General features: G+C 61.3%; 17 protein-coding genes. 2 read left to right on the forward strand and 15 right to left on the reverse strand.

Annotation, left to right across the window (positions count from 1 at the left end):
• Positions 1 to 44 precede the first annotated feature (44 nt).
• From WDN46_16130 to WDN46_16175, 10 genes are all read right to left on the reverse strand, one after another.
• Complete coding sequence (locus tag WDN46_16130; GenBank protein MEJ0094889.1) at positions 45 to 1,496, reverse strand: GntP family permease; 1,452 nt, start codon at positions 1,494 to 1,496, stop codon at positions 45 to 47.
• Positions 1,497 to 1,500: 4 nt separating this feature from the next.
• Positions 1,501 to 2,547 carry a patatin-like phospholipase family protein gene (locus WDN46_16135; GenBank protein ID MEJ0094890.1) on the reverse strand — a complete coding sequence of 349 codons (1,047 nt, stop codon included), beginning with the start codon at positions 2,545 to 2,547 and terminating at the stop codon, positions 1,501 to 1,503.
• 249 nt (positions 2,548 to 2,796) lie between these two features.
• Positions 2,797 to 3,210: a RidA family protein gene (locus WDN46_16140; GenBank protein MEJ0094891.1), complete on the reverse strand. Its 414-nt coding sequence runs from the start codon at positions 3,208 to 3,210 to the stop codon at positions 2,797 to 2,799.
• Positions 3,207 to 4,631 carry an FAD/NAD(P)-binding protein gene (locus WDN46_16145; GenBank protein ID MEJ0094892.1) on the reverse strand — a complete coding sequence of 475 codons (1,425 nt, stop codon included), beginning with the start codon at positions 4,629 to 4,631 and terminating at the stop codon, positions 3,207 to 3,209. The genes WDN46_16140 and WDN46_16145 overlap by 4 nt, the downstream gene beginning before the upstream one ends.
• Positions 4,628 to 5,845, reverse strand: coding sequence for a DUF1116 domain-containing protein (locus tag WDN46_16150; protein ID MEJ0094893.1), 1,218 nt, complete (start codon positions 5,843 to 5,845; stop codon positions 4,628 to 4,630). Before WDN46_16150 ends, WDN46_16145 begins: the two co-directional genes overlap by 4 nt.
• Positions 5,835 to 6,614 carry an amino acid ABC transporter ATP-binding protein gene (locus WDN46_16155; GenBank protein ID MEJ0094894.1) on the reverse strand — a complete coding sequence of 260 codons (780 nt, stop codon included), beginning with the start codon at positions 6,612 to 6,614 and terminating at the stop codon, positions 5,835 to 5,837. The genes WDN46_16150 and WDN46_16155 overlap by 11 nt, the downstream gene beginning before the upstream one ends.
• Positions 6,607 to 7,263 carry an amino acid ABC transporter permease gene (locus tag WDN46_16160; GenBank protein MEJ0094895.1) on the reverse strand — a complete coding sequence of 219 codons (657 nt, stop codon included), beginning with the start codon at positions 7,261 to 7,263 and terminating at the stop codon, positions 6,607 to 6,609. The genes WDN46_16155 and WDN46_16160 overlap by 8 nt, the downstream gene beginning before the upstream one ends.
• Entirely contained in the window at positions 7,260 to 7,913 is a 654-nt protein-coding gene (locus WDN46_16165; protein MEJ0094896.1) for an amino acid ABC transporter permease, read from the reverse strand. The genes WDN46_16160 and WDN46_16165 overlap by 4 nt, the downstream gene beginning before the upstream one ends.
• A gap of 57 nt (positions 7,914 to 7,970) precedes the next feature.
• Positions 7,971 to 8,816, reverse strand: coding sequence for a transporter substrate-binding domain-containing protein (locus tag WDN46_16170; GenBank protein ID MEJ0094897.1), 846 nt, complete (start codon positions 8,814 to 8,816; stop codon positions 7,971 to 7,973).
• A 303-nt stretch (positions 8,817 to 9,119) separates the two neighbouring features.
• Positions 9,120 to 10,925, reverse strand: coding sequence for an ATP-binding cassette domain-containing protein (locus WDN46_16175; protein ID MEJ0094898.1), 1,806 nt, complete (start codon positions 10,923 to 10,925; stop codon positions 9,120 to 9,122).
• Positions 10,926 to 11,202: 277 nt separating this feature from the next.
• On the opposite strand from WDN46_16175, the gene WDN46_16180 reads away from it, so the two are divergent.
• The gene (locus WDN46_16180; GenBank protein ID MEJ0094899.1) at positions 11,203 to 12,936 is read left to right on the forward strand and encodes an adenylate/guanylate cyclase domain-containing protein; all 1,734 of its coding nucleotides are present in this window, start codon (positions 11,203 to 11,205) and stop codon (positions 12,934 to 12,936) included.
• The gene (locus WDN46_16185; protein ID MEJ0094900.1) at positions 12,933 to 13,649 is read left to right on the forward strand and encodes a Crp/Fnr family transcriptional regulator; all 717 of its coding nucleotides are present in this window, start codon (positions 12,933 to 12,935) and stop codon (positions 13,647 to 13,649) included. Before WDN46_16180 ends, WDN46_16185 begins: the two co-directional genes overlap by 4 nt.
• A gap of 35 nt (positions 13,650 to 13,684) precedes the next feature.
• Here WDN46_16185 and WDN46_16190 read toward each other — a convergent pair whose 3' ends face one another.
• The 5 genes from WDN46_16190 to WDN46_16210 form a co-directional block, all read right to left on the reverse strand.
• Positions 13,685 to 14,086 (reverse strand): F0F1 ATP synthase subunit epsilon, encoded by a 402-nt coding sequence (locus tag WDN46_16190; protein ID MEJ0094901.1) that lies wholly within the window; start codon positions 14,084 to 14,086, stop codon positions 13,685 to 13,687.
• 238 nt (positions 14,087 to 14,324) lie between these two features.
• Entirely contained in the window at positions 14,325 to 15,773 is a 1,449-nt protein-coding gene (gene atpD, locus WDN46_16195) for a F0F1 ATP synthase subunit beta (protein ID MEJ0094902.1), read from the reverse strand.
• Between the two features lie 27 nt (positions 15,774 to 15,800).
• A complete protein-coding gene (locus WDN46_16200) occupies positions 15,801 to 16,679 on the reverse strand; it encodes a F0F1 ATP synthase subunit gamma (protein MEJ0094903.1) in 879 nt (292 codons plus the stop codon).
• Positions 16,680 to 16,719: 40 nt separating this feature from the next.
• Positions 16,720 to 18,249, reverse strand: a complete 1,530-nt coding sequence (gene atpA, locus WDN46_16205) for a F0F1 ATP synthase subunit alpha (protein MEJ0094904.1) — start codon at positions 18,247 to 18,249, stop codon at positions 16,720 to 16,722.
• Entirely contained in the window at positions 18,249 to 18,812 is a 564-nt protein-coding gene (locus tag WDN46_16210; GenBank protein ID MEJ0094905.1) for a F0F1 ATP synthase subunit delta, read from the reverse strand. The genes atpA and WDN46_16210 overlap by 1 nt, the downstream gene beginning before the upstream one ends.
• Positions 18,813 to 18,843 lie beyond the last annotated feature (31 nt).

An 18,843-nucleotide genomic window follows, 5' to 3' on the forward strand; every position in this document is an offset into this window, starting at 1 on the left:
TGCTGCGGCTCCGTGGCAAAGGCCGATCGCGGCGCAAACCAGCCTCAAAACGACCCGAAAGCCGTTCCGAGGCCGATGACCGCGGCCAGGGCCAGAAGCGCGCCGACAATCGCAACCATCACAATGTCAAAATAGCTTTCGCGATGGGTTGAGCCGCAGACCGCGAGCAACGTCACCACGGCGCCATTGTGCGGCAGGCTGTCGAGCGTGCCGGCGCCAATCACCGCCACGCGATGCATCAGCGCGGGATCGATGCCTTGCTCGGCGGCGAGCCGCATATATGTGTCCCCAAGCGCATCGAGCGCGATGGTCAAGCCGCCTGAGGCCGAGCCCGTGAGCGAGGCCAGCACATTGGTTGCAACAGCCAGCGAGACCAACGGTCCGCCCTCGATCGAAAGCACCCAGTCGCGCACCATGGCGAAGGCCGGCAGCGCGGCGACGACCGCGCCGAAACCAACGAGGCTAGCGACGCTGAGGGCGGGAAGGACGGAAGCGTTGGCGCCAGCATCCATCGTGGCGCGCAACGCCGGGAGACGACGTAGGTTTATGGCGATCAAGACAATAATCGCTGCGGCGAGCGCGGTGACGACCGCCCATACGCCGCCGACAGTGGACAGCGAGGCGGCGCCCCACTTTTCTTCGGCGAGAAAAGAGACATCAAGACGCGGCAAAATAAATAGCGACATCGCGAGATTGACGCCTACCACAATGATTAACGGCAGCATCGCCAAGGCGATCGGCGGCGACGTCTCGCTTTGATGGCCGTTGCGGATCTCGGCGGGGTCGAACTCGCGCGCTGTGGTTGCGCGTTCGCGGACGGTGAGGTCGTCCTCCGCGGGGACGGCGGCCGCCGCATCTTCGCCATAGCCTTCGCCCCTATTGCGCGCGGCGGTTTCCGAGCGAGAGAGCCACCACATGCCGAACCCCAGCATAATGGCCGAGGCGATGACGCCAAGACCCGGCGCTGCGAAAGGCGTTGTGCCAAAAAACGGCATTGGAATTGCGTTTTGGATCGCCGGCGTTCCCGGCAGCGCCGACATTGTAAAGGTAGACGTGCCAAGCGCGATCGCCGCCGGCATTAGCCGTTTTGGAATCGACGCCGCGCGAAACAGCGCATGTCCCATCGGAGCCAGAACAAAGAAAGCGACGAAGAGGCTGACGCCGCCATAAGTGACCAGCGCTCCTGCAAGCACGACAGCAAGCACTGCCCGCCGCGGGCCAAGCCGGTCCGTCATGAAGTTGGCGATCGACGAAACCGAGCCGCTATCCTCCATCAGTTTGCCGAACAAAGCTCCAAGAAGGAATATTGGGAAAAATTGCATCACGAAGCGCGCGGCGCTGTCCATAAACGTTTGCGTCCAGTGAGCCAGCAGTGGCTCGCCTGCAAGCCCGGCGGCGAGCAAAGCTGCGGCAGGCGCGAGCAAAAGGATGCTCCAGCCCCGGAACGCCAGAAAAATAAGCAGCCCCAGGGCGACGAGAATGCCGAGAAGTCCCATGACGTCAGACCTCTTGCAGCAAAACGTCAAGATCGAGAGAGGAGCGTTTCCCCAGATCTTCCGCGTGAGCTTCGAGGAAGACCTCGGCTGAACGCCGACCCTCATCGCGCAGCATCGATAAAAACTCCCATTCCGCGTTGAGCTTGGAGGACGCGCCGAGCCCAACCATCATATCGCTCGCGATGCGATGGATGCGCATGCCGGCCCATTGCGCGCCTTCGCTGTCGCCGAGATTGGCGACGTTCCGGAGCAAGGCGATCATGCGCAATTCTTTCAAGAGAACCGAATTGAAAGACACTTCATTCAGGCGATTGAGAATTTCAGACGCCGTGCGGGGCGAACCCTCGCGTTCGACCGGGTTGATCTGGACGAGAATGGTGTCTTGCGATTTGCATTCTCTCACCAGAGACGTGATGGTGGGATTGCCGGAGTAACCGCCATCCCAGTAAGGCTCGCCGTCGATCTCTATGGCTTGAAACATCGTCGGCAGGCAGGCTGAGGCCAGCAACACGTCGGGCGTAATCGCGCGATTCCTAAACACGTGACCGCGACCCGTATGAACATTTGTAGCGGTGATGAAAAGCTTGATCGGCGCTTGCGCCAATCGTTCGAAGTCAATCGACTCGGCGAGAATGGCGCGGAGGGGATTGGTTCCCTTTGGATTGAGGTCATAGGGCGAAAACAAACGCGACATCAAATCCATTGCGACATAGACGGGAGACGAATCGAGCGTCCAGCGGCCGAGAAGAATGTCGAGCGGTCCGCGCCGTAACGGACTGTAGCGAGCCGCATCGGAGACGCGACGCCAAAATTGCTCCAGAGCTGCGCGGGCAGCTTCCGGGCCGCCCTTCGCGTGGCCGTCTACCAGCACGGCTGCATTCATGGCCCCGGCTGATGTACCTGAAATGCCGTCGATCCCGAGCCAGGGCTCTTCAAGCAGCCGATCCAGCACGCCCCAGGTGAAAGCGCCATGAGCCCCTCCGCCTTGGAGAGCCAGATCGACAAGAATAGGCGCGCGCCTAACGGCGGTCTCGGACGACTCTGTGGGCATGTAACCCCGTAGAAGTCATTGCTTGAGTAACAGCGCAACACGGCGCAGCTTATAGCATGGACGCCCGATGAGCAAACTCCCGACCCGCATCGCTGCGTGCTTGCGCGGACAAGTTGCGTCATTGTTAAGAGGGGGTTCATCGCTATACGCGCTGGGCGCCGGCCGGCCGCAGAGTGTGCTGGCGGCATAGGGGACGTCGAGTGCGCCGTTGGCGCTAGTTGGTCATGGCCGAGGCCAAACCGGTCGGGATCAACGAAGCGATGCGTTGAAGCAGATTAAATCGATCTCGACCAAAGCGCGTCGGCCGAGCGCCGCCACGCCGACTGTAGTGCGGCTCGGCAAAGGACGATCTTGCGGGAAATGGCGGACGTAAACGCTGTTGAAGGCGGCGAAATCCCGCTCGAACTCGCTCAGATAGATGCGCACGAACACCGCATCGGCCAGCGCATAGCCCGCGTGGCGCAAGATGCGATGGATGTTCTCGAAACACATCTCGCTCTGCGCTTCGATGCCTGACCGCAGGGGAACTGCGGGTGCGTCGGGATCGGTCGGCAATTGTCCAGTGACATGCAGCCATCCATCCGCCTGAACGGCGTGTGAATACAGCGATGACGGCGGCGGCGGGCTCGCGTCAGCGGCGATATGATGGATTTTGCCGGTCAAGAATGGATCCCTTTGGTGGCGGTGATCTCGTCAAAAAGGCCGCCGGATAGCGCCTCAATATGTCGCGCGATGTCGGGCGCGCCGGTCATTTCCCCGAAGCTGCCGCGCGTCATTGGGCCGAAAGCAAGCAGGTTCGGCCAAGGCAGCCCAACTTGATCCAGCACGCGGCTTCTTTGGTCGACTGCGAGGCCGAGGTTGGCGTCGTCAAGCCGCGCGATCCCGGCAGCGAGCAAAGCGGCGACCAGCGGGTTGGCGCGGAGGTCTTTTTCGGGTCCCGTGCACAATACGACGGCGTCGAAAGCGCAGTCTTCCGTTCGATTTCCCGGCTGCCTGAGCGTCGCGACAAAGCGGCCATCCCGCCGCGCCAGATGCGTCAATCCCGCCTGTTTTACGACTAGGTCGCCTGCTTGTCGGTCGCGGACCAGAACTGCGTTCACCTGCGGCGCGATCCGGAACCTGTGCACCTCCCAGAATGGCAACAGTCGTCGAAGCGCGCGAGCCTTTTCGTTCGGCGGCAAGGCGTTCCAAGCCAGCGGGAGCTTGGCGCGGAGCGCGTCGACGATCGGATGCCAGCCTTTAACGGGGCCTTCGCTGCGAATGCGTCGGCGCAAAAGACGAACGAGGCCTAGCGCTGTTTTGGGAGGGGGCTGCCCATCGAAAATATCGATCGCGTCGAGGAACAATCCATGCTGGCGCGGCAGCAGCTTACGCCGCGACGCCGCAGTGATCGGCCCTAAATGTCCCTTCTCCCTTAAGCTGACGACGACATCGGCCATGGTGAGGCCCGTACCAACGACTAAGACAGAATCCGACGGAGCAATCGCAGCCAGCGCGTCCCTCGCCCATGGGTCGGGCGCGAACTTTGGATCGCTCTTCACATCCGCTTCGATCAGAGCAGGGATGAGCGGCGCGGCATGGCCAAAGCAAAGCGCGACAAGGTCCGCTTCGATGCGGGCGCCGTCGCTCAGCGACGCTATCCAGCCTTGGCCCTGCCGGGCAATGGAGGTAGCGGCGGCGCGCACGTGCCGGAAGCGCACCCGCTCACCCGCAGCCGCAAGCGTCTGCCGGAGCATGTCGCCGACAAAGGAGCCGTAAACGTGGCGCGGCGCATAGAAATTGCCTTGACCGTCGTCGCTGCCCGCATCAGGCAAGACTCCATGCTCGAAGAACCAGCGCGTCGCACCTGTCGGATCGTCCTGGAACAACCCCATCCGATCGCTTGGGACGTTGATGCGATGCGCCGGATCATCGGTCCCATAGGCAATCCCGCGGCCGAGTTCCGCCGCCGGTTCGACGACGACTATATCGAGCGGACGGTCGTTGGCGCGAATAGCATGGATGACCAGCGCCGCGCCGGTGAATCCGCCCCCGATCACGACAACGCGGAGCGGAGCGACAGAACTAAAAGCGCCATACGTCATATCTTACCCTTCAGCGCAGCCAGCGCCGCCGAGAAGCAGGCCACAGGCGCCTCGGCGACGCCAAGCCCGATCCAGCCCGTCTCGCCGTCCTTGTGCGCAATGCCAGTGTGAATCCGCATAGAGATGTTTGCCTCGACCACCCGCTCCGCATCAAGGCCCAACCCGACGCCGGCCTCGCCGCACAGCACGGGCGCGATCGTTGGATGACGCTCGACAAACAGACGCCGCATCGCCAGCCCGACCCCGATTGCTTCGTCCCACGGCCTTCCCATAGCGCCAGCCAGTTCGGGCGAGGCATGCGCTATAGCTCCGCCAAGACCATATGCCTCCATGATGGCGCTGTCGCCAAGGTCCGCTTGCGCGTCGCGAAGCGTGAAGGGCGCGAAGAACCCGCCCTGCGGCACAACGGCGGCCGCCGTGAACCAACGCCGGCCAGCGCCCGCAATGCGAACTCCGCAGGTGACGCCGTTCCGGGAGATCGCCGTCACGATCGTCGAATCGGCGATTCCGTCGGCGCGGTCGAGGGCAAGTTTCGCAGCCGCCATAGCATAGTTGAGAAAGTGCTGAGGATTGGCGAAGAGCCACGCCCTCTCGGGACTGTCCAGATCTCCCAGCGCGCGGATGAAACTCGCCATGCCGCCAATATTGCGTTGATGAACATCGTCTCCCAAAGCGACGCCATCGCGGACGAGCGGGAGGATAGGCAAGCCGCCCGGCGGCAACGCGCGGCTTAGGGCTGGCCCAAGCTTTTGATCGAGCCAGCGCAGACCCTCGGCGACGCCTTCATTGTAGACTCCAAAACGCAGCGCCTTGCGGCCGCCCTCGGCCAGAGTGGCGTAAGCGATCCCGTCCCCGGCGCGGTTTTCGATGCGCATCACAGTTTGACTCGGACGCACGACGCCCGCCATCGGGGATACGGTTCCAAGATCGTGGTTCGACCGCAACCGGATCGATCCGGCCCGGATCAGCGCGCGCGCTTCATCAATGGTTCCCGCCCAGCCTTCATGGATAACAGCGCCGGCGAGCGCGTTGAGCACGACTGGCGGAATCGCATCCGCGGCGTCGAAAGGCGCGCCCGCGTGGCCGAGTTCGCCCTGTCCGAGATTGAGCGCGTCGGCGGCGCGCTCGAAACCGACCAGAACCGGATCGGCCTCTGCGATGCGACGGAGGGCGAGCGCATTGGCGTCGGATGGCATGAAGACCTCAAGTTGCATAGCGGGTCAGGAAACGGCGGGCTCGTTCGGTTTTCGGCGCCGTGAAGAAAGCCTCCGGTTCCCCAGTCTCGATAATGCGCCCGCCATCGAAAAATACGACTGTATCGGCGACTTCGCGCGCGAAAGCCATCTCATGGGTCACGACCAGCATTGTTAGGCCTTCGGCCGCGAGATCGCGCATGACGTTCAAAACTTCGCCGACCATTTCAGGGTCGAGAGCGCTCGTCGGTTCATCGAACAGCAGCACCTTCGGCCGCATGGCGAGCGCCCGGCTGATCGCAACCCGCTGTTTCTGACCGCCCGAGAGGGTATGAGGAAAGGCGTCGGCCTTATCGAGCAGTCCGACGCGATCGAGAAGGACTCGGCCCTCTGCGATGACCTCGCCGCGCGGGCGCTTAAGGACGTGGATCGGCGCTTCGATCACATTTCCAAGCACTGTCAGATGCGGCCACAAGGCGAAGTGTTGAAACACCATGCTGACGTGGGTTCGCGCCGCGGCCAGTTCTCGGGGCGACATGCGCTGCATCCTGCCATTGGCGTCCGGCTTGACGCCCATCAGCGCGCCGCCGAGCTGGATCGCGCCGGAGGTTGGCTCCTCGAGCCAATTAATGCAGCGTAAAAACGTGGATTTGCCCGAGCCGCTCGGCCCGACGATGCATACCGTCGAGCCCTTGGCGACATCGAGGGATACGTCGCGAAGAACCTCGACGCCATCGAATTGCTTGCAAACCATGCGAGCCGAAATGGCGGCGGGGATCTCTTTAAGCACGCCGCACCCGCGCCACGGCTCCCAAACGGCGCACGCCCGCCTCGATGATCAAGGATAACATCCAGTACAATCCCACGGCCACGATAAAGGGTGCGAATGGCGAAAAATTGTTCGCATTGACAAAATTGGCCGCGAACGTGATTTCGGGCACGGTGATGATCATCAACAGGGCGCTGTCCTTGATCATTACGATGATCTGATTACCCACCATCAGCGCGGATGTCACGGCGATCTGCGGGAATATAATGCGCCAGTATAGCGCACCGCGCGTAAAGCCATAGGCCCGCGCCGCCTCGATGCCGTCCCGAGGCAGCGCCATCCAAGCCGCGCGGAAAATTTCGACGAGATATGCGCTGGTATAGACCACGAGGGTGAGCAGCCCGGCCCCCCATGCATCAAGCCGCAGCCCCAATCCGGGCAGACCATAATAGACGAGATAGGCCAGCAGCAGAAACGGCACGCAGCGCAGGAAATCAACCAAGGCTTGCGCGAGCCGGGACACCGGCTTGGCCGCCTCGACGATAACGATCGCGCCGAGAGCGCCAAGCGGGATGCTGGCCAGGGTGGCGAAAGCGACCAACGATACGGTGTTGGCGATCCCCACGAAGAACACGTCGCGTTCTTGCCAGACGGCGGCGAACCCATTCATGCCGCGGCATATCCATAGCGCCGCGCGATGATCCGCTCGATGATGTGTTGGCCGTGCACGATGACGGCGACCAGCAGCGTGTAGATGATGGTTGCGGCGAGAAAGGGCGGCAGGGGCTCATAGGTCGCGGCCCCGATGCGACTCGCCGCCCGAGTGATTTCAACTACCCCGATGACTGCGACCGCGGGCGTGCCTTTCAGCATCGCCGTCATCTCATTCGCCAGCGGCCCCACGCTACTGCGCCAGAGCTGCGGCAAGACGATGCGGCGAAACAACACTGGGCTTGTCATGCCGCAGGCCCTGCCCGCCTCTATCTGGTCGCGCGGAAAACTCAGCAGACCGGCGCGCCAGATTTCGCAGTTGAACGCCGCCGTATTGAGCGTCAGGGCGAGAATTGCTGCCGGTATCGGTTCAAGCTCCAATCCCACTCCGGGGAGAACGAAGAAGATGAACAAGGTGAATGTGACGAGCGGCGTCGAGCGCACGAGGCTGACGTAGACGGCGACGGCGATATTGGCGACCGGCACGCGCCCCCATCGGATCAGCGCCAGGGCAAGGCCGAGCGGAAGCCCGAGCGCGATGCCGCAAAATGACAAGGCCGCCGTCGTAACGGCGCCCGCCAACAAGGTTTGATAGGCCGCCCAACTCATTGAACTACGCGCCGGGCCTTGCGTCGATCCATCTCCAGCCGATGCGCCAGCGCATCATCATTTGCTGGGAGTGTCCGGCATGGTTTCGAACGCTCGCCCGAACCATTTCGTCTGGAGCGCGTAAAGCTGGCCGTCTTTGCGCGTTTTTGCGAGAAAATCGTCGAGGTAATTCAGCAACGCGTCATTTCCCTTGGCGACCGCCCAAGCCGCGTAGGTTGGCGCCGTCACAGCTTGGCCGAGCTTGAAGCGCTTCGGCTGCTCCCTGGTGAGACTGACCAGATTGACGACGCCGTTGACGACATAGTCGAGCCGGCCTGCCGCGAGGTCCTGATACGCCTCGGGAAAGGACGCATATTGCACCACTTTGCCGAGCTTGCCGCCGGTTTTGGCCAGCATCTGCGTCAGTTCCGTCAAAGCCGAATATGACGCTCCGCCGGCCTGCACGCCTACCGTTTTGCCGGACAAATCGGCGACGCTGTTAATGCTCGCATCGTCGGCCCGCGTGACATAATAATGCGTCGCGTCCGCGATCGGCATGGTGAAGTCGAGATCCTTCAGTCGCTCGGGCGTGATCACGGCGGCCGTCAGAGCGACATCGTACTTGCCGGTGGAGACCCCCGCGAGCAGGCCTGTCCAGGGTATGATCTGTTGCCGAATCGTGAACGGCCCTTGCTTACGCAGTAACGCCAAAAGGTCATGGTCGAGACCCATCGGCTTGCCGTCTTCGACGAATTCAAATGGCTTGTAATTATCCTCTGTCGCCACAACCATCTCGTTGCGGGCTTTGATCTCATCGAGAGTCGCGGCGGACGCGGCAGGCCCGATCGTCGCGATCGCGCCTAGATATAGGGCAGCCAAAGACCGCAGACCGCGCCGTCGCGCCGCAATTTTAAATTCAATCACCGGTATTTTCCCTTAATTCTTTATGTTCGGTCGAAATCGACAGGCCAGCCGCGACCTTCGTCGCGAGGTCGGATTCCGTGAAGCAGATTTTAGGCCAAGAGAGCGATCGCGCTGATGCCTATTTCACTGATCCTGTCACATGGCTTGCGCGACCCTACGCGCTCACTCCTGTCCAGGAAAATCTCCTCCATTCTCACGGCGCTCGACGCGATCTAGGAAGAGATCGCGCCGGCGCAGGGAAAGACGGGTCCTGCAACGCTGGCTCAACATCGCTTTGCGACTGATTGCAGGCGAGATGACGCTCTACCCCTCGCGGCGTATTTCGAGCGCGAGCCAGTCTTCTTCCGCCACCGCCAGCTCGACTTCGGCCTTGGCGAAAGCCGCCGTCGCTTGTGCAAATTTTGCGGGGTCGCGCGCATAAAGATTGGCGTCGTCGAGCGAGGCTTTCAGCTTGGCCATTTGCTTGCGCAGGGCGTCCATGCGCGAGGGCAAATTATCAAGCGCGTGTTTCTCCTTGAAATTCAGCTTCGGCTTCGCAGCGGGCTTTTCGGCGCGAGTAGGGGGCAACGGCTTCGGCTTCCCGATCGCGCTCGGAGACCCAATCGGAGCCGTCCCGACGCCCGCCCCGCGTTGCGCCACCATGTCGGAATAGCCGCCGGCATATTCGACCCAGTGGCCAGCGCCTTCGGCGAGAAGGACGGAGGTAGCAACTCGATCGAGAAAATCGCGGTCGTGGCTCACAATCAACAAAGTGCCTTTGTAGTCGCCCAGCATCTCCTGCAGCAGGTCGAGGGTTTCGAGATCGAGATCATTCGTCGGTTCATCGAGCACGAGGAGATTAGAGGGCCGCGCTAAGGCCCGCGCGAGCATCAACCGTCCGCGTTCGCCGCCCGACAGGCGCCCGATTGGCGTGCGAGCCTGTTCGGGACCAAATAGAAAATCCTTCATGTAGCCCATGACGTGTTTGCGCTCGCCGTTGATCTCCACGAAATCGCTGCCGCCGCCGGTCAGCGCATCTTTCAGGAGCGTCTTCGGATCAAGGCTCGCGCGGCCCTGATCCAGCGTCGCCATCTGGAGATTGGCGCCAAGCTGAACGGTTCCGGAGTCAGGGGCAAGCACGCCGGTCAGAATGCTGATCAACGTCGTCTTGCCGGCTCCGTTGGCGCCGATGACTCCCATGGCGTCGCCGCGGAGGAGACGGGTGGAAAACCCTTTGACGATCGGTCGTTCGCCAAAAGATTTCGAAATCGCCTCCGCCTCGATGACGAGCTTACCGGAAACCTTGCCTTCGCTGGCGACGAGCCTCACTTCGCCCGTGGCGCCCTGGCGCTGCCGTCGCTCCGTACGCATCGTATTGAGGCCCGAGAGTCGTTTCTGATTGCGCTTGCGCCGCGCGGTGACGCCATAGCGCAGCCAATGTTCCTCGGCGACGATTTTCCGGTCGAACTTATGCTGTTGCCGTTCTTCCTCTTCCAGTTCTTGGTCGCGCCAGGCTTCGAACTCGGAGAAGCCTCGTGCAAGGTTGCGGGTGCGGCCACGATCAAGCCAAACGGTGCTTCGCGACAAGTTCTGCAAGAACCGCCGGTCATGGCTGATGATGACGAGAGCGGAGCGCAGCCTCTTGAGTTCGGCTTCCAGCCATTCGATGGCGGGCAGATCGAGATGGTTGGTCGGTTCGTCGAGCAGCAGAACATCGGGCTCCGGCGCCATAACACGCGCCAGCGCCGCCCGGCGCGCTTCGCCGCCGGAAAGGTTCGCCGGATTTTCATCGCCGCTGAGGCCGAGTTCGTTCAAGAGGCTCCGCGCTCGATATGGATCATCGTTTGGACCTAGCCCGGCTTCGACATAGGCGAAAGACGTCGCGAAGGCGGAGAGATCGGGCTCCTGCGGCAAATACCGCACGTTGGCGTCGGGGTGCATGAAGCGCGTTCCGCCATCGGATTCGAGAAGGCCCGCGGCGATCTTTAGGAGCGTCGATTTGCCGGAGCCGTTGCGGCCGACGAGACAGAGACGCTCCCCGGCAGAAACGGAGAGATCGGCGGCCTCGAGTAAAGGCCGTCCGCCGAGTGTGAGCGAGATATTCTGCAACAGCAGAAGAGGGGGCGCCATGAAGCCAAAAATCCTTGAAGATGAGACGCATTAGGTATGCGCGACGGTCTATAGCATTTTAGAGAAAAAAGAGACCCGGCTATCGTCTCCCGGCTGAGCCTTCCCGCTCTAAGCGCGCCGCGCCGGGTGCGACAAACCGACGCCATCGGTGATTCGCAGTAGAGCGTCGCCCAAGCATGCGGGCTTAAGCTGAGCAGCCAAAAAGGTTGCGCGGCGGGGGCTTTGAGACCATCTAGGTCGACAAACAGGGAACTAGGCGCCGACTGGAGGAACCAAAGTGAGCGTTGAGGGCCCATCCGTGGAGATCGCGCCGCCGGCCAAACGCGCGAGCTTTCCACCGATCGAGCGAACGCTGCGGATGACGACCGGACTCATCCTGTTCAGTTTCGCTGGGAGCCATTTCCTGAACCACGCCTGCGGCATCCTCCGTCTGCCGGCGATGGAGGCGATCAGGCTCGTGCTGCTGTGGCCCTGGCGCACGCCGGTTGGCCAGATTTTACTCTATGGCTCTTTCCTCGTTCACGGAAGTCTCGGCTTTTACGCGATTTACCGTCGCCGGCACTTGCGCATTCCCCCGAACGAATTGTTCCAAATTCTCCTCGGCCTCTCGATCATACCGCTGGTCATCATTCATGTGACCAACGTTCGCCTCGGCCATATTCTATACGGCCTGCCGGTGACTTACCCCTGGCTGATCTATCGCTACTGGGTGTTATCGCCTTTCGTCGGCGTGCCGCGACAGTTCCTTCTGCTGTTTGTCGTGTGGATTCACGGTTGCATCGGATTGCGCAGTTCGTTGCGCTTCAGGCCGTGGTATCAAAAATGGGCCCCGGTTCTCGCCGCGCTCGCCGCTTTGGTTCCGATTCTCGCGGTGAGCGGCATCATTGACGCCGGCCGCGATTTCGACGCCGGAGCCGCGCTGGATCCAGGCGTCATCGAGCAACTCCACAAAGTGCAAACCCCTGCGCAATCGGCCTTGCTCGCAAATATCGGCGAGGACCTTATTCTGATTTACCTCGGCCTCGTCGGCGCATTGTTCGCGCTGCTCGGCGCGCGGGAATGGCGCCAACATCGCTTTGGGACGATCACGGTCAAATATCCGAATGGACAGCAAGCGGTCATCCCGCGCGGATTTTCGATTCTGGAAGCGAGCCGCTGGGCCGGCGTCACGCATATGTCGATGTGCGGCGGCCGCGGGCGGTGCTCGACCTGTCGCGTGCTGATCACGGAAGGCCTTGAGCGCCTCCCCGCCCCTAATCTTGCAGAAACCAACACGCTCTCGGCGATTCGCGCCAATCCGGACGTTCGATTGGCCTGTCAGGTGCGGCCGCAAGACGACGTTGACGTTATGCCGCTCCTCGCCTTCGGACGCGTTGACGTCAAAGCATTGGCGACGAGCCTTCACTCGTCGACGGAACATGAGATCGCCGCGCTGTTTGTCGATCTTCGCGATTCAACCCGCCTTGCGGACGGGCGCCTGCCATATGACGCCTTCTACGTGATCGATCGTTATATTGGCGCGGTGTGTCACGCCGTTGCAACCAATGGGGGACAGGTAACCAGCATCGCCGGCGACGGGGTCATGTGCTTCTTTGGAGCCGATTGCGATCCTGCGACAGCGTCGCGACGGGTCGTGTTCGCGCTGCGGGACATGTGGGAGGCGTTGGCGGCGCTTAGCATTGAATTCGAGGAGATATTCGATTTTCCGCTTCGTTTCGGCGCCGGCTGCCATCTTGGCCTCGCCATCGTCGGCGAACTCGCGAGCCGTCATACGGCCCACTTCCTTGGCGAGGTCGGCAATATAGCAGCGCGACTCGAGGGCCTGACGAAGGAGCTCAAATGCACAATCCTTCTCTCGCGCGAGGTGGTTGAGCGCGCCGGCTTTTCGATGCCGGCCGTCGAAAGCCATCGCGTCCGCATCAAGAATATCACTGCGGAAATCGAGATGATCGCGTTCCGGACGCCGCGCGATCTCGATGGTTTGATCTCTTCCCTCGACAGATCATCATGATTGCGCCCAGACAATCGGAAACTTTGTCCCGCATCGAGCTGTTCAGCTCGCTGACGCCGGATGTGATTGCGCGACTTGACACGCGCTGCGTCTGGCGGCGTGCGCGCGCCAAAGAATGGATCATCGACTATCAGGACGAAAGCGTTGACGTTTTCTTCCTGATCAGCGGCGTGGCGCGTGTGATGATTCGCTCGATCTCCGGTCGCGAAACCATCCTGCGCGACATCGACGCCGGCGCATTTTTCGGCGAACTGGCCGCGATTGATGGGCAAACCCGGTCTGCCAGCATCTTGGCTGTCACTGATGCGACGATCGCGAAAATGACCGCCCCGACCTTTCTGGAGGTCGTGACAACCCATCCCGACGTCAGTCTGCGGCTTCTTCGAATCGTAACCGGTCAGGTCCGCATGCTGGCCAATCGCGTCAATGAGTTCACGACGCTTGGCGTGCGCGAGCGTCTCTACACGGAATTGCTCCGGCTTTCGCGGCCGAACCGCGCAAACCCCAACCAGGCGATCGTTTCGCCGCCGCCGATCCACGCCGATCTTGCCGGCCGAATCAGCACGCGCCGCGAAACGGTGACAAAGGAATTAAGCGCGATGAAGCGCGAGGGCCTCGTCGAGAGCAGCCGGGGCGCTCTCGTGCTGCTCGACGTTCCGCGCCTCATGGGAATGATCGGCGAAGATAAAGACGCGCCCGATCTTCAGATATAAGGTTTTTGGTCCGCCTCAGGAGCGAGTCGCGCAACTTAAAGCTTGAGCGCGTCCTTCAACTCCAGCAGCTGGTCCCGTTTTTCAGCGGCGAGGCACCGAGCTTCTTCCGTCGTTGCGTCGGCGACATCCTCTTCAGCATCCTTGAAGTCGGAAGCGAACTGCGCCGCATCAAATTCAGCCAGCGGAATTGCATGTTCGGCAAGAATGGTCAGGCCTCCCGGCGCCACATCGGCGAAACCGCCGCGCACCAGAAAGCGCAACTTTTGCGCCGCGGATTGTTCGATATCGACAATGCCCGGCTTCAGCGTCGACATCAACGGCGAGTGACCTTTGAGGACGGTGAACTCGCCTTCGGTTCCGGGTACGACGACAGCTTCAACCTCGCCCGAAAATACCAATTTCTCGGGTGAGACGAGTTCAAAATGAAAAGCTGCCATTGCGCATCCCCGAATCTGATTTCCATTTCCTGCCTGGCGGCCTTGCGAGCGCTTCGCGCCAGCCCACAAGACGGGAGGCAGGTCGCGCGCGAAATAACTGGCCGCGCGCAGACTTTTACCGAAGATGATCCTTCGAGCACGATCGCTTCAAGCCGAAGCGCCCATGCCGCTTACCAGGATCATGCCGTTGCCCGATTCTCCGCATGATCTTGTCCGAAAAATCTGCAACTTTTCGGGATCACGCTTCGGCGGCGAGCCGCTGCGACTTTTCGACAGCCTCTTCGATCGAACCAACCATGTAGAAGGCCGCTTCTGGCAAATGATCATATTTGCCTTCGACGAGTCCCTTGAAGCCCTTGATCGTGTCGGCAAGCGAAACGAGCTTGCCGGGCGAGCCGGTGAAGACTTCGGCGACATGGAAAGGTTGCGACAGAAAGCGTTCGATCTTCCGCGCGCGGGCGACGGTGATCTTATCTTCTTCCGAAAGTTCATCCATGCCGAGAATGGCGATGATATCCTGCAGACCCTTATAACGCTGCAGAAGCTGCTGGACGCGCCGCGCAACGTCATAGTGCTCTTCCCCGACAATCAGCGGCGACAGCATCCGCGACGTCGAATCGAGCGGATCGACGGCGGGATAAATGCCCTTTTCGGCGATCGACCGCGACAACACCGTCGTGGCATCGAGATGGGCGAAGGAAGTCGCCGGCGCCGGGTCGGTCAAATCGTCGGCGGGCACATAGATCGCCTGCACCGAGGTGATGGAGCCGTTGTTGGTCGTCGTGATGCGCTCCTGCAAGGCGCCCATGTCGGTCGCCAGCGTCGGCTGATACCCCACCGCCGAGGGAATGCGGCCAAGCAACGCCGACACTTCCGAACCCGCCTGAGTGAAGCGGAAAATATTATCGACGAAAAACAGCACGTCCTGACCTTTATCGCGGAAATCCTCGGCGATCGTCAGTCCGGTCAGAGCGACGCGCGCCCTCGCGCCCGGCGGCTCGCTCATCTGGCCATAAATCAGCGCGCATTTCGAGCCGGCGGCCGAGCCGCCATGTTCGTGCGGATCGACGTTCACTTTGGACTCGATCATCTCGTAATAGAGGTCATTGCCTTCGCGCGTGCGCTCGCCAACGCCAGCGAAAACCGAATAACCGCCGTGCGCCTTGGCGACGTTGTTGATGAGCTCCATGATCAGCACGGTCTTGCCGACGCCTGCGCCGCCGAACAGGCCGATCTTGCCGCCCTTCGCATAAGGCGCCAGCAGATCGACGACCTTGATGCCGGTCACCAGAATTTGCGCATCGGTCGCTTGATCGGCGTAAGAGGGCGCCGGCTGATGAATCGCGCGATGATCGGTCGCCTGGATGGGACCCAATTCGTCCACCGCCTCGCCGATCACATTCATGATGCGGCCAAGGCATGCATCGCCGACGGGCACCGTAATCGGAGCACCCGTGTCCCTGACCGCTTGTCCGCGGGTCAAGCCTTCGGAAACATCCATGGCGAGACAGCGGACGGAATTTTCGCCGAGATGTTGCGCGACCTCAAGCACCAGTCGATTGCCGCCGTTCTTGGTCTCAAGCGCATTGAGGATCTGGGGTAAGTGACCGTCGAATTTCACGTCTACGACGGCGCCGATAACCTGCGTGATGTGGCCCGTGGGCATGTTGGTTGCGGCGTCAGCCATGGTGCGTCCTCTTGATGTCTTTGGTGCTCAAAGCGCCTCGGCGCCAGAGATGATCTCGATCAATTCTTTGGTGATCATCGCCTGGCGCGAACGATTATATTGCATGGTCTGCTTTTTGATCATTTCGCCGGCGTTGCGCGACGCGCTGTCCATCGCGCCCATTCGCGCGCCCTGTTCGGAGGCGGCGTTCTCGAGCAGCGCCCGCAGCAGCTGGATCGATATATTGCGCGGCAGCAGCGTCGTCAGAATCTCTTCCTCGCCCGGCTCATAATCATAAATTGCCTGCGGGGCGGCGGTCCGCCGGTCACTCTGGATGCTCAGCGGGACCAATTGCTGCGCCGTCGGAATCTGGCTGATGACGGTCTTGAAACGGGAGAAAAATAAGGTGCAGACGTCAAACTCGCCCGCCTCGAACAGCGCCACGATTTTGCGCCCGACCGGATCCGCATTGCCGAAACCGAGGGTCTTCACGCCGCGCAAATCGATCAATTCAATGATCTGCGGCTCGAACTGACGGCGAAGGACGTCATAGCCCTTTTTGCCTATGCAAATGATCTTGACGTTTTTGCCCTGCCCCATCAGTGATAGGGCCGTATCGCGCGCGAGCCGCGCGATCGAGGCGTTGAAAGCTCCGCAAAGGCCGCGCTCGGCGGTGCAAACAACGAGCAAATGAACATTGTCGCGTCCATTGCCGGCAAGCAACGCGGGGGCCGGCGACCCCGGGGCGATCGACGCGGCGAGAGACGCCAGCACGTTATCCATGCGCTCCGCGTAGGGCCGAGCGGCTTCGGCGGCGTTCTGAGCGCGCCGCAACTTCGCCGCCGCGACCATCTGCATGGCTTTGGTGATCTTCTGCGTCGCCTTGACGGAGGCGATCCGATTGCGGAGATCCTTCAACGAGGGCATGTTTTTTCCGCTTCGCTATGTCCCGACGGCGCTTGGCTGTTCAAGCAAAGTTCTTGGCGTAGGCGTCGACGATCGATTTCAGCTTTTTGGCTGAATCATCGGACAGATCCTTCGAGACGCGGAGCGTCTGCAACAGATCGGCGTGGTTCGTCCGGACCAAAGCCAGCAGGCCGTCTTCGAATGCCCGCACTCGGTTGAGCGGCAATGCGTCGAGATAGCCGTTGACGCCGGCGTAAATCACGACCACCTGCTCCTCGATCTTGAGAGGCGAGAACTGCGGCTGCTTCAAAAGCTCGGTCAGGCGAGAACCGCGCGCAAGTAGGCGCTGCGTCGTTGCATCGAGATCCGAACCGAACTGCGCGAAGGCCGCCATTTCGCGATATTGCGCGAGCTCGCCTTTGATCTTGCCCGCGACCTTCTTCATCGATTTCGTTTGCGCCGAAGAACCGACGCGCGACACCGAAAGACCAACGTTCACCGCAGGCCGGATGCCTTGATAGAACAAATCGGTCTCAAGGAAGATCTGACCGTCGGTGATCGAGATCACATTGGTCGGAATATAGGCCGAGACGTCGTTCGCTTGGGTCTCAATGATCGGAAGAGCCGTCAAAGAGCCGGCTCCATTGGCGTCGCGCAGCTTGGCGGCGCGCTCGAGAAGGCGCGAATGCAGAAAGAATACGTCGCCCGGATAGGCCTCGCGGCCCGGCGGCCGGCGGAGCAGCAGCGACATCTGCCGATAGGCCACCGCCTGCTTGGAGAGATCGTCGTAAACGATCAAGGCGTGCATTCCGTTGTCGCGGAAATATTCACCCATTGCGCAGCCGGCGAAAGGCGCAAGGAACTGCATCGGAGCGGGGTCAGAGGCGGTCGCGGCGACCACGATGGAATATTCCAGCGCGCCCTGCTCCTCCAGAACCTTCACGAACTGCGCGACGGTCGACCGCTTCTGGCCGATCGCGACATAAACGCAATAGAGCTTGGCGCTTTCGTCGGTGCCCTGATTCAGGGACTTCTGATTGAGAATGGCGTCGAGGGCGACAGCCGTTTTGCCGGTCTGGCGATCGCCGATGATTAGCTCGCGCTGACCGCGGCCGATCGGGATCAGCGCGTCGATTGCCTTAAGGCCGGTCGACATCGGCTCATGCACGGATTTGCGTGGAATAATGCCAGGCGCCTTGACGTCGACCCGCGCGCGCCTCGTTGCGTTAATCGGGCCTTTGCCATCGATCGGATTGCCCAGCGCATCGACGACGCGGCCAAGCAATTCCTTGCCGACAGGGACGTCGACGATCGCGCCGGTGCGTTTGACCGTCTGGCCTTCGCCGATTTCGCGGTCGGAGCCGAAAATCACGACGCCGACATTGTCGATTTCGAGATTCAACGCCATGCCGCGGATACCGTTTTCGAACTCGACCATTTCGCCGGCTTCGACGTTGTCGAGGCCATAAACGCGAGCGATGCCGTCGCCGACCGAGAGGACCTGGCCCACTTCGGTGACCGCAGCTTCATTGCCAAAGCTTGCAATCTCGTTCTTGAGAATTGCCGAAATTTCTGCGGCGCGGATGTCCATCAGCCGACCTCTTTCATACGTGTGCGGATCGAATTGAGTTTTGTCTTGAGCGAGCCGTCGACCATGCGCGAGCCCAATTGAACGATGAGGCCGCCGATGATCGCCGGATCGACCTTGATGTCGACTTCGACGCTCTTGCTGCCGCAAATATTGGCGAGGGCGTCTTTCAACGCCTCGACATGCTCGGACCGCAGCGGCTCGGCGACAGTGACCGCAGCGCGGCTGAGGCCGCGCGCATGGTCACGCAGAATATTGAAATCGTGGATCATATCGGACACGGCGAAGAGCCTGCGTTTGACCGCGACCAGCTTCAGAAACTTGGCCGTGATGCCGCCGATTCCGGCGCGGTCGAGAAGCGCCTCAAGCGCCTTCACCTGCTCTTCGGCGGAGAAGACCGGGCTCTTGACGAAGCGCCGCAAATCTTCGCTTTCCTCAAGGAGGCGGCTAAAAGTTGCAAGGCCCGCCGCTACCTCTTCAGTCGCGGAGGTTTCCCGCGCCAGCGCAAACAGCGCCTCCGCATAGCGGCCGGCCATTCCGGAAACGAGCGTCTCTTGTTTCGCCAACGCTATACCCCAAAATCCACATGCCCAACAT

Source organism: Methylocella sp. (assembly GCA_037200525.1).
Classification (GTDB): Bacteria; Pseudomonadota; Alphaproteobacteria; order Rhizobiales; family Beijerinckiaceae; genus Methylocapsa.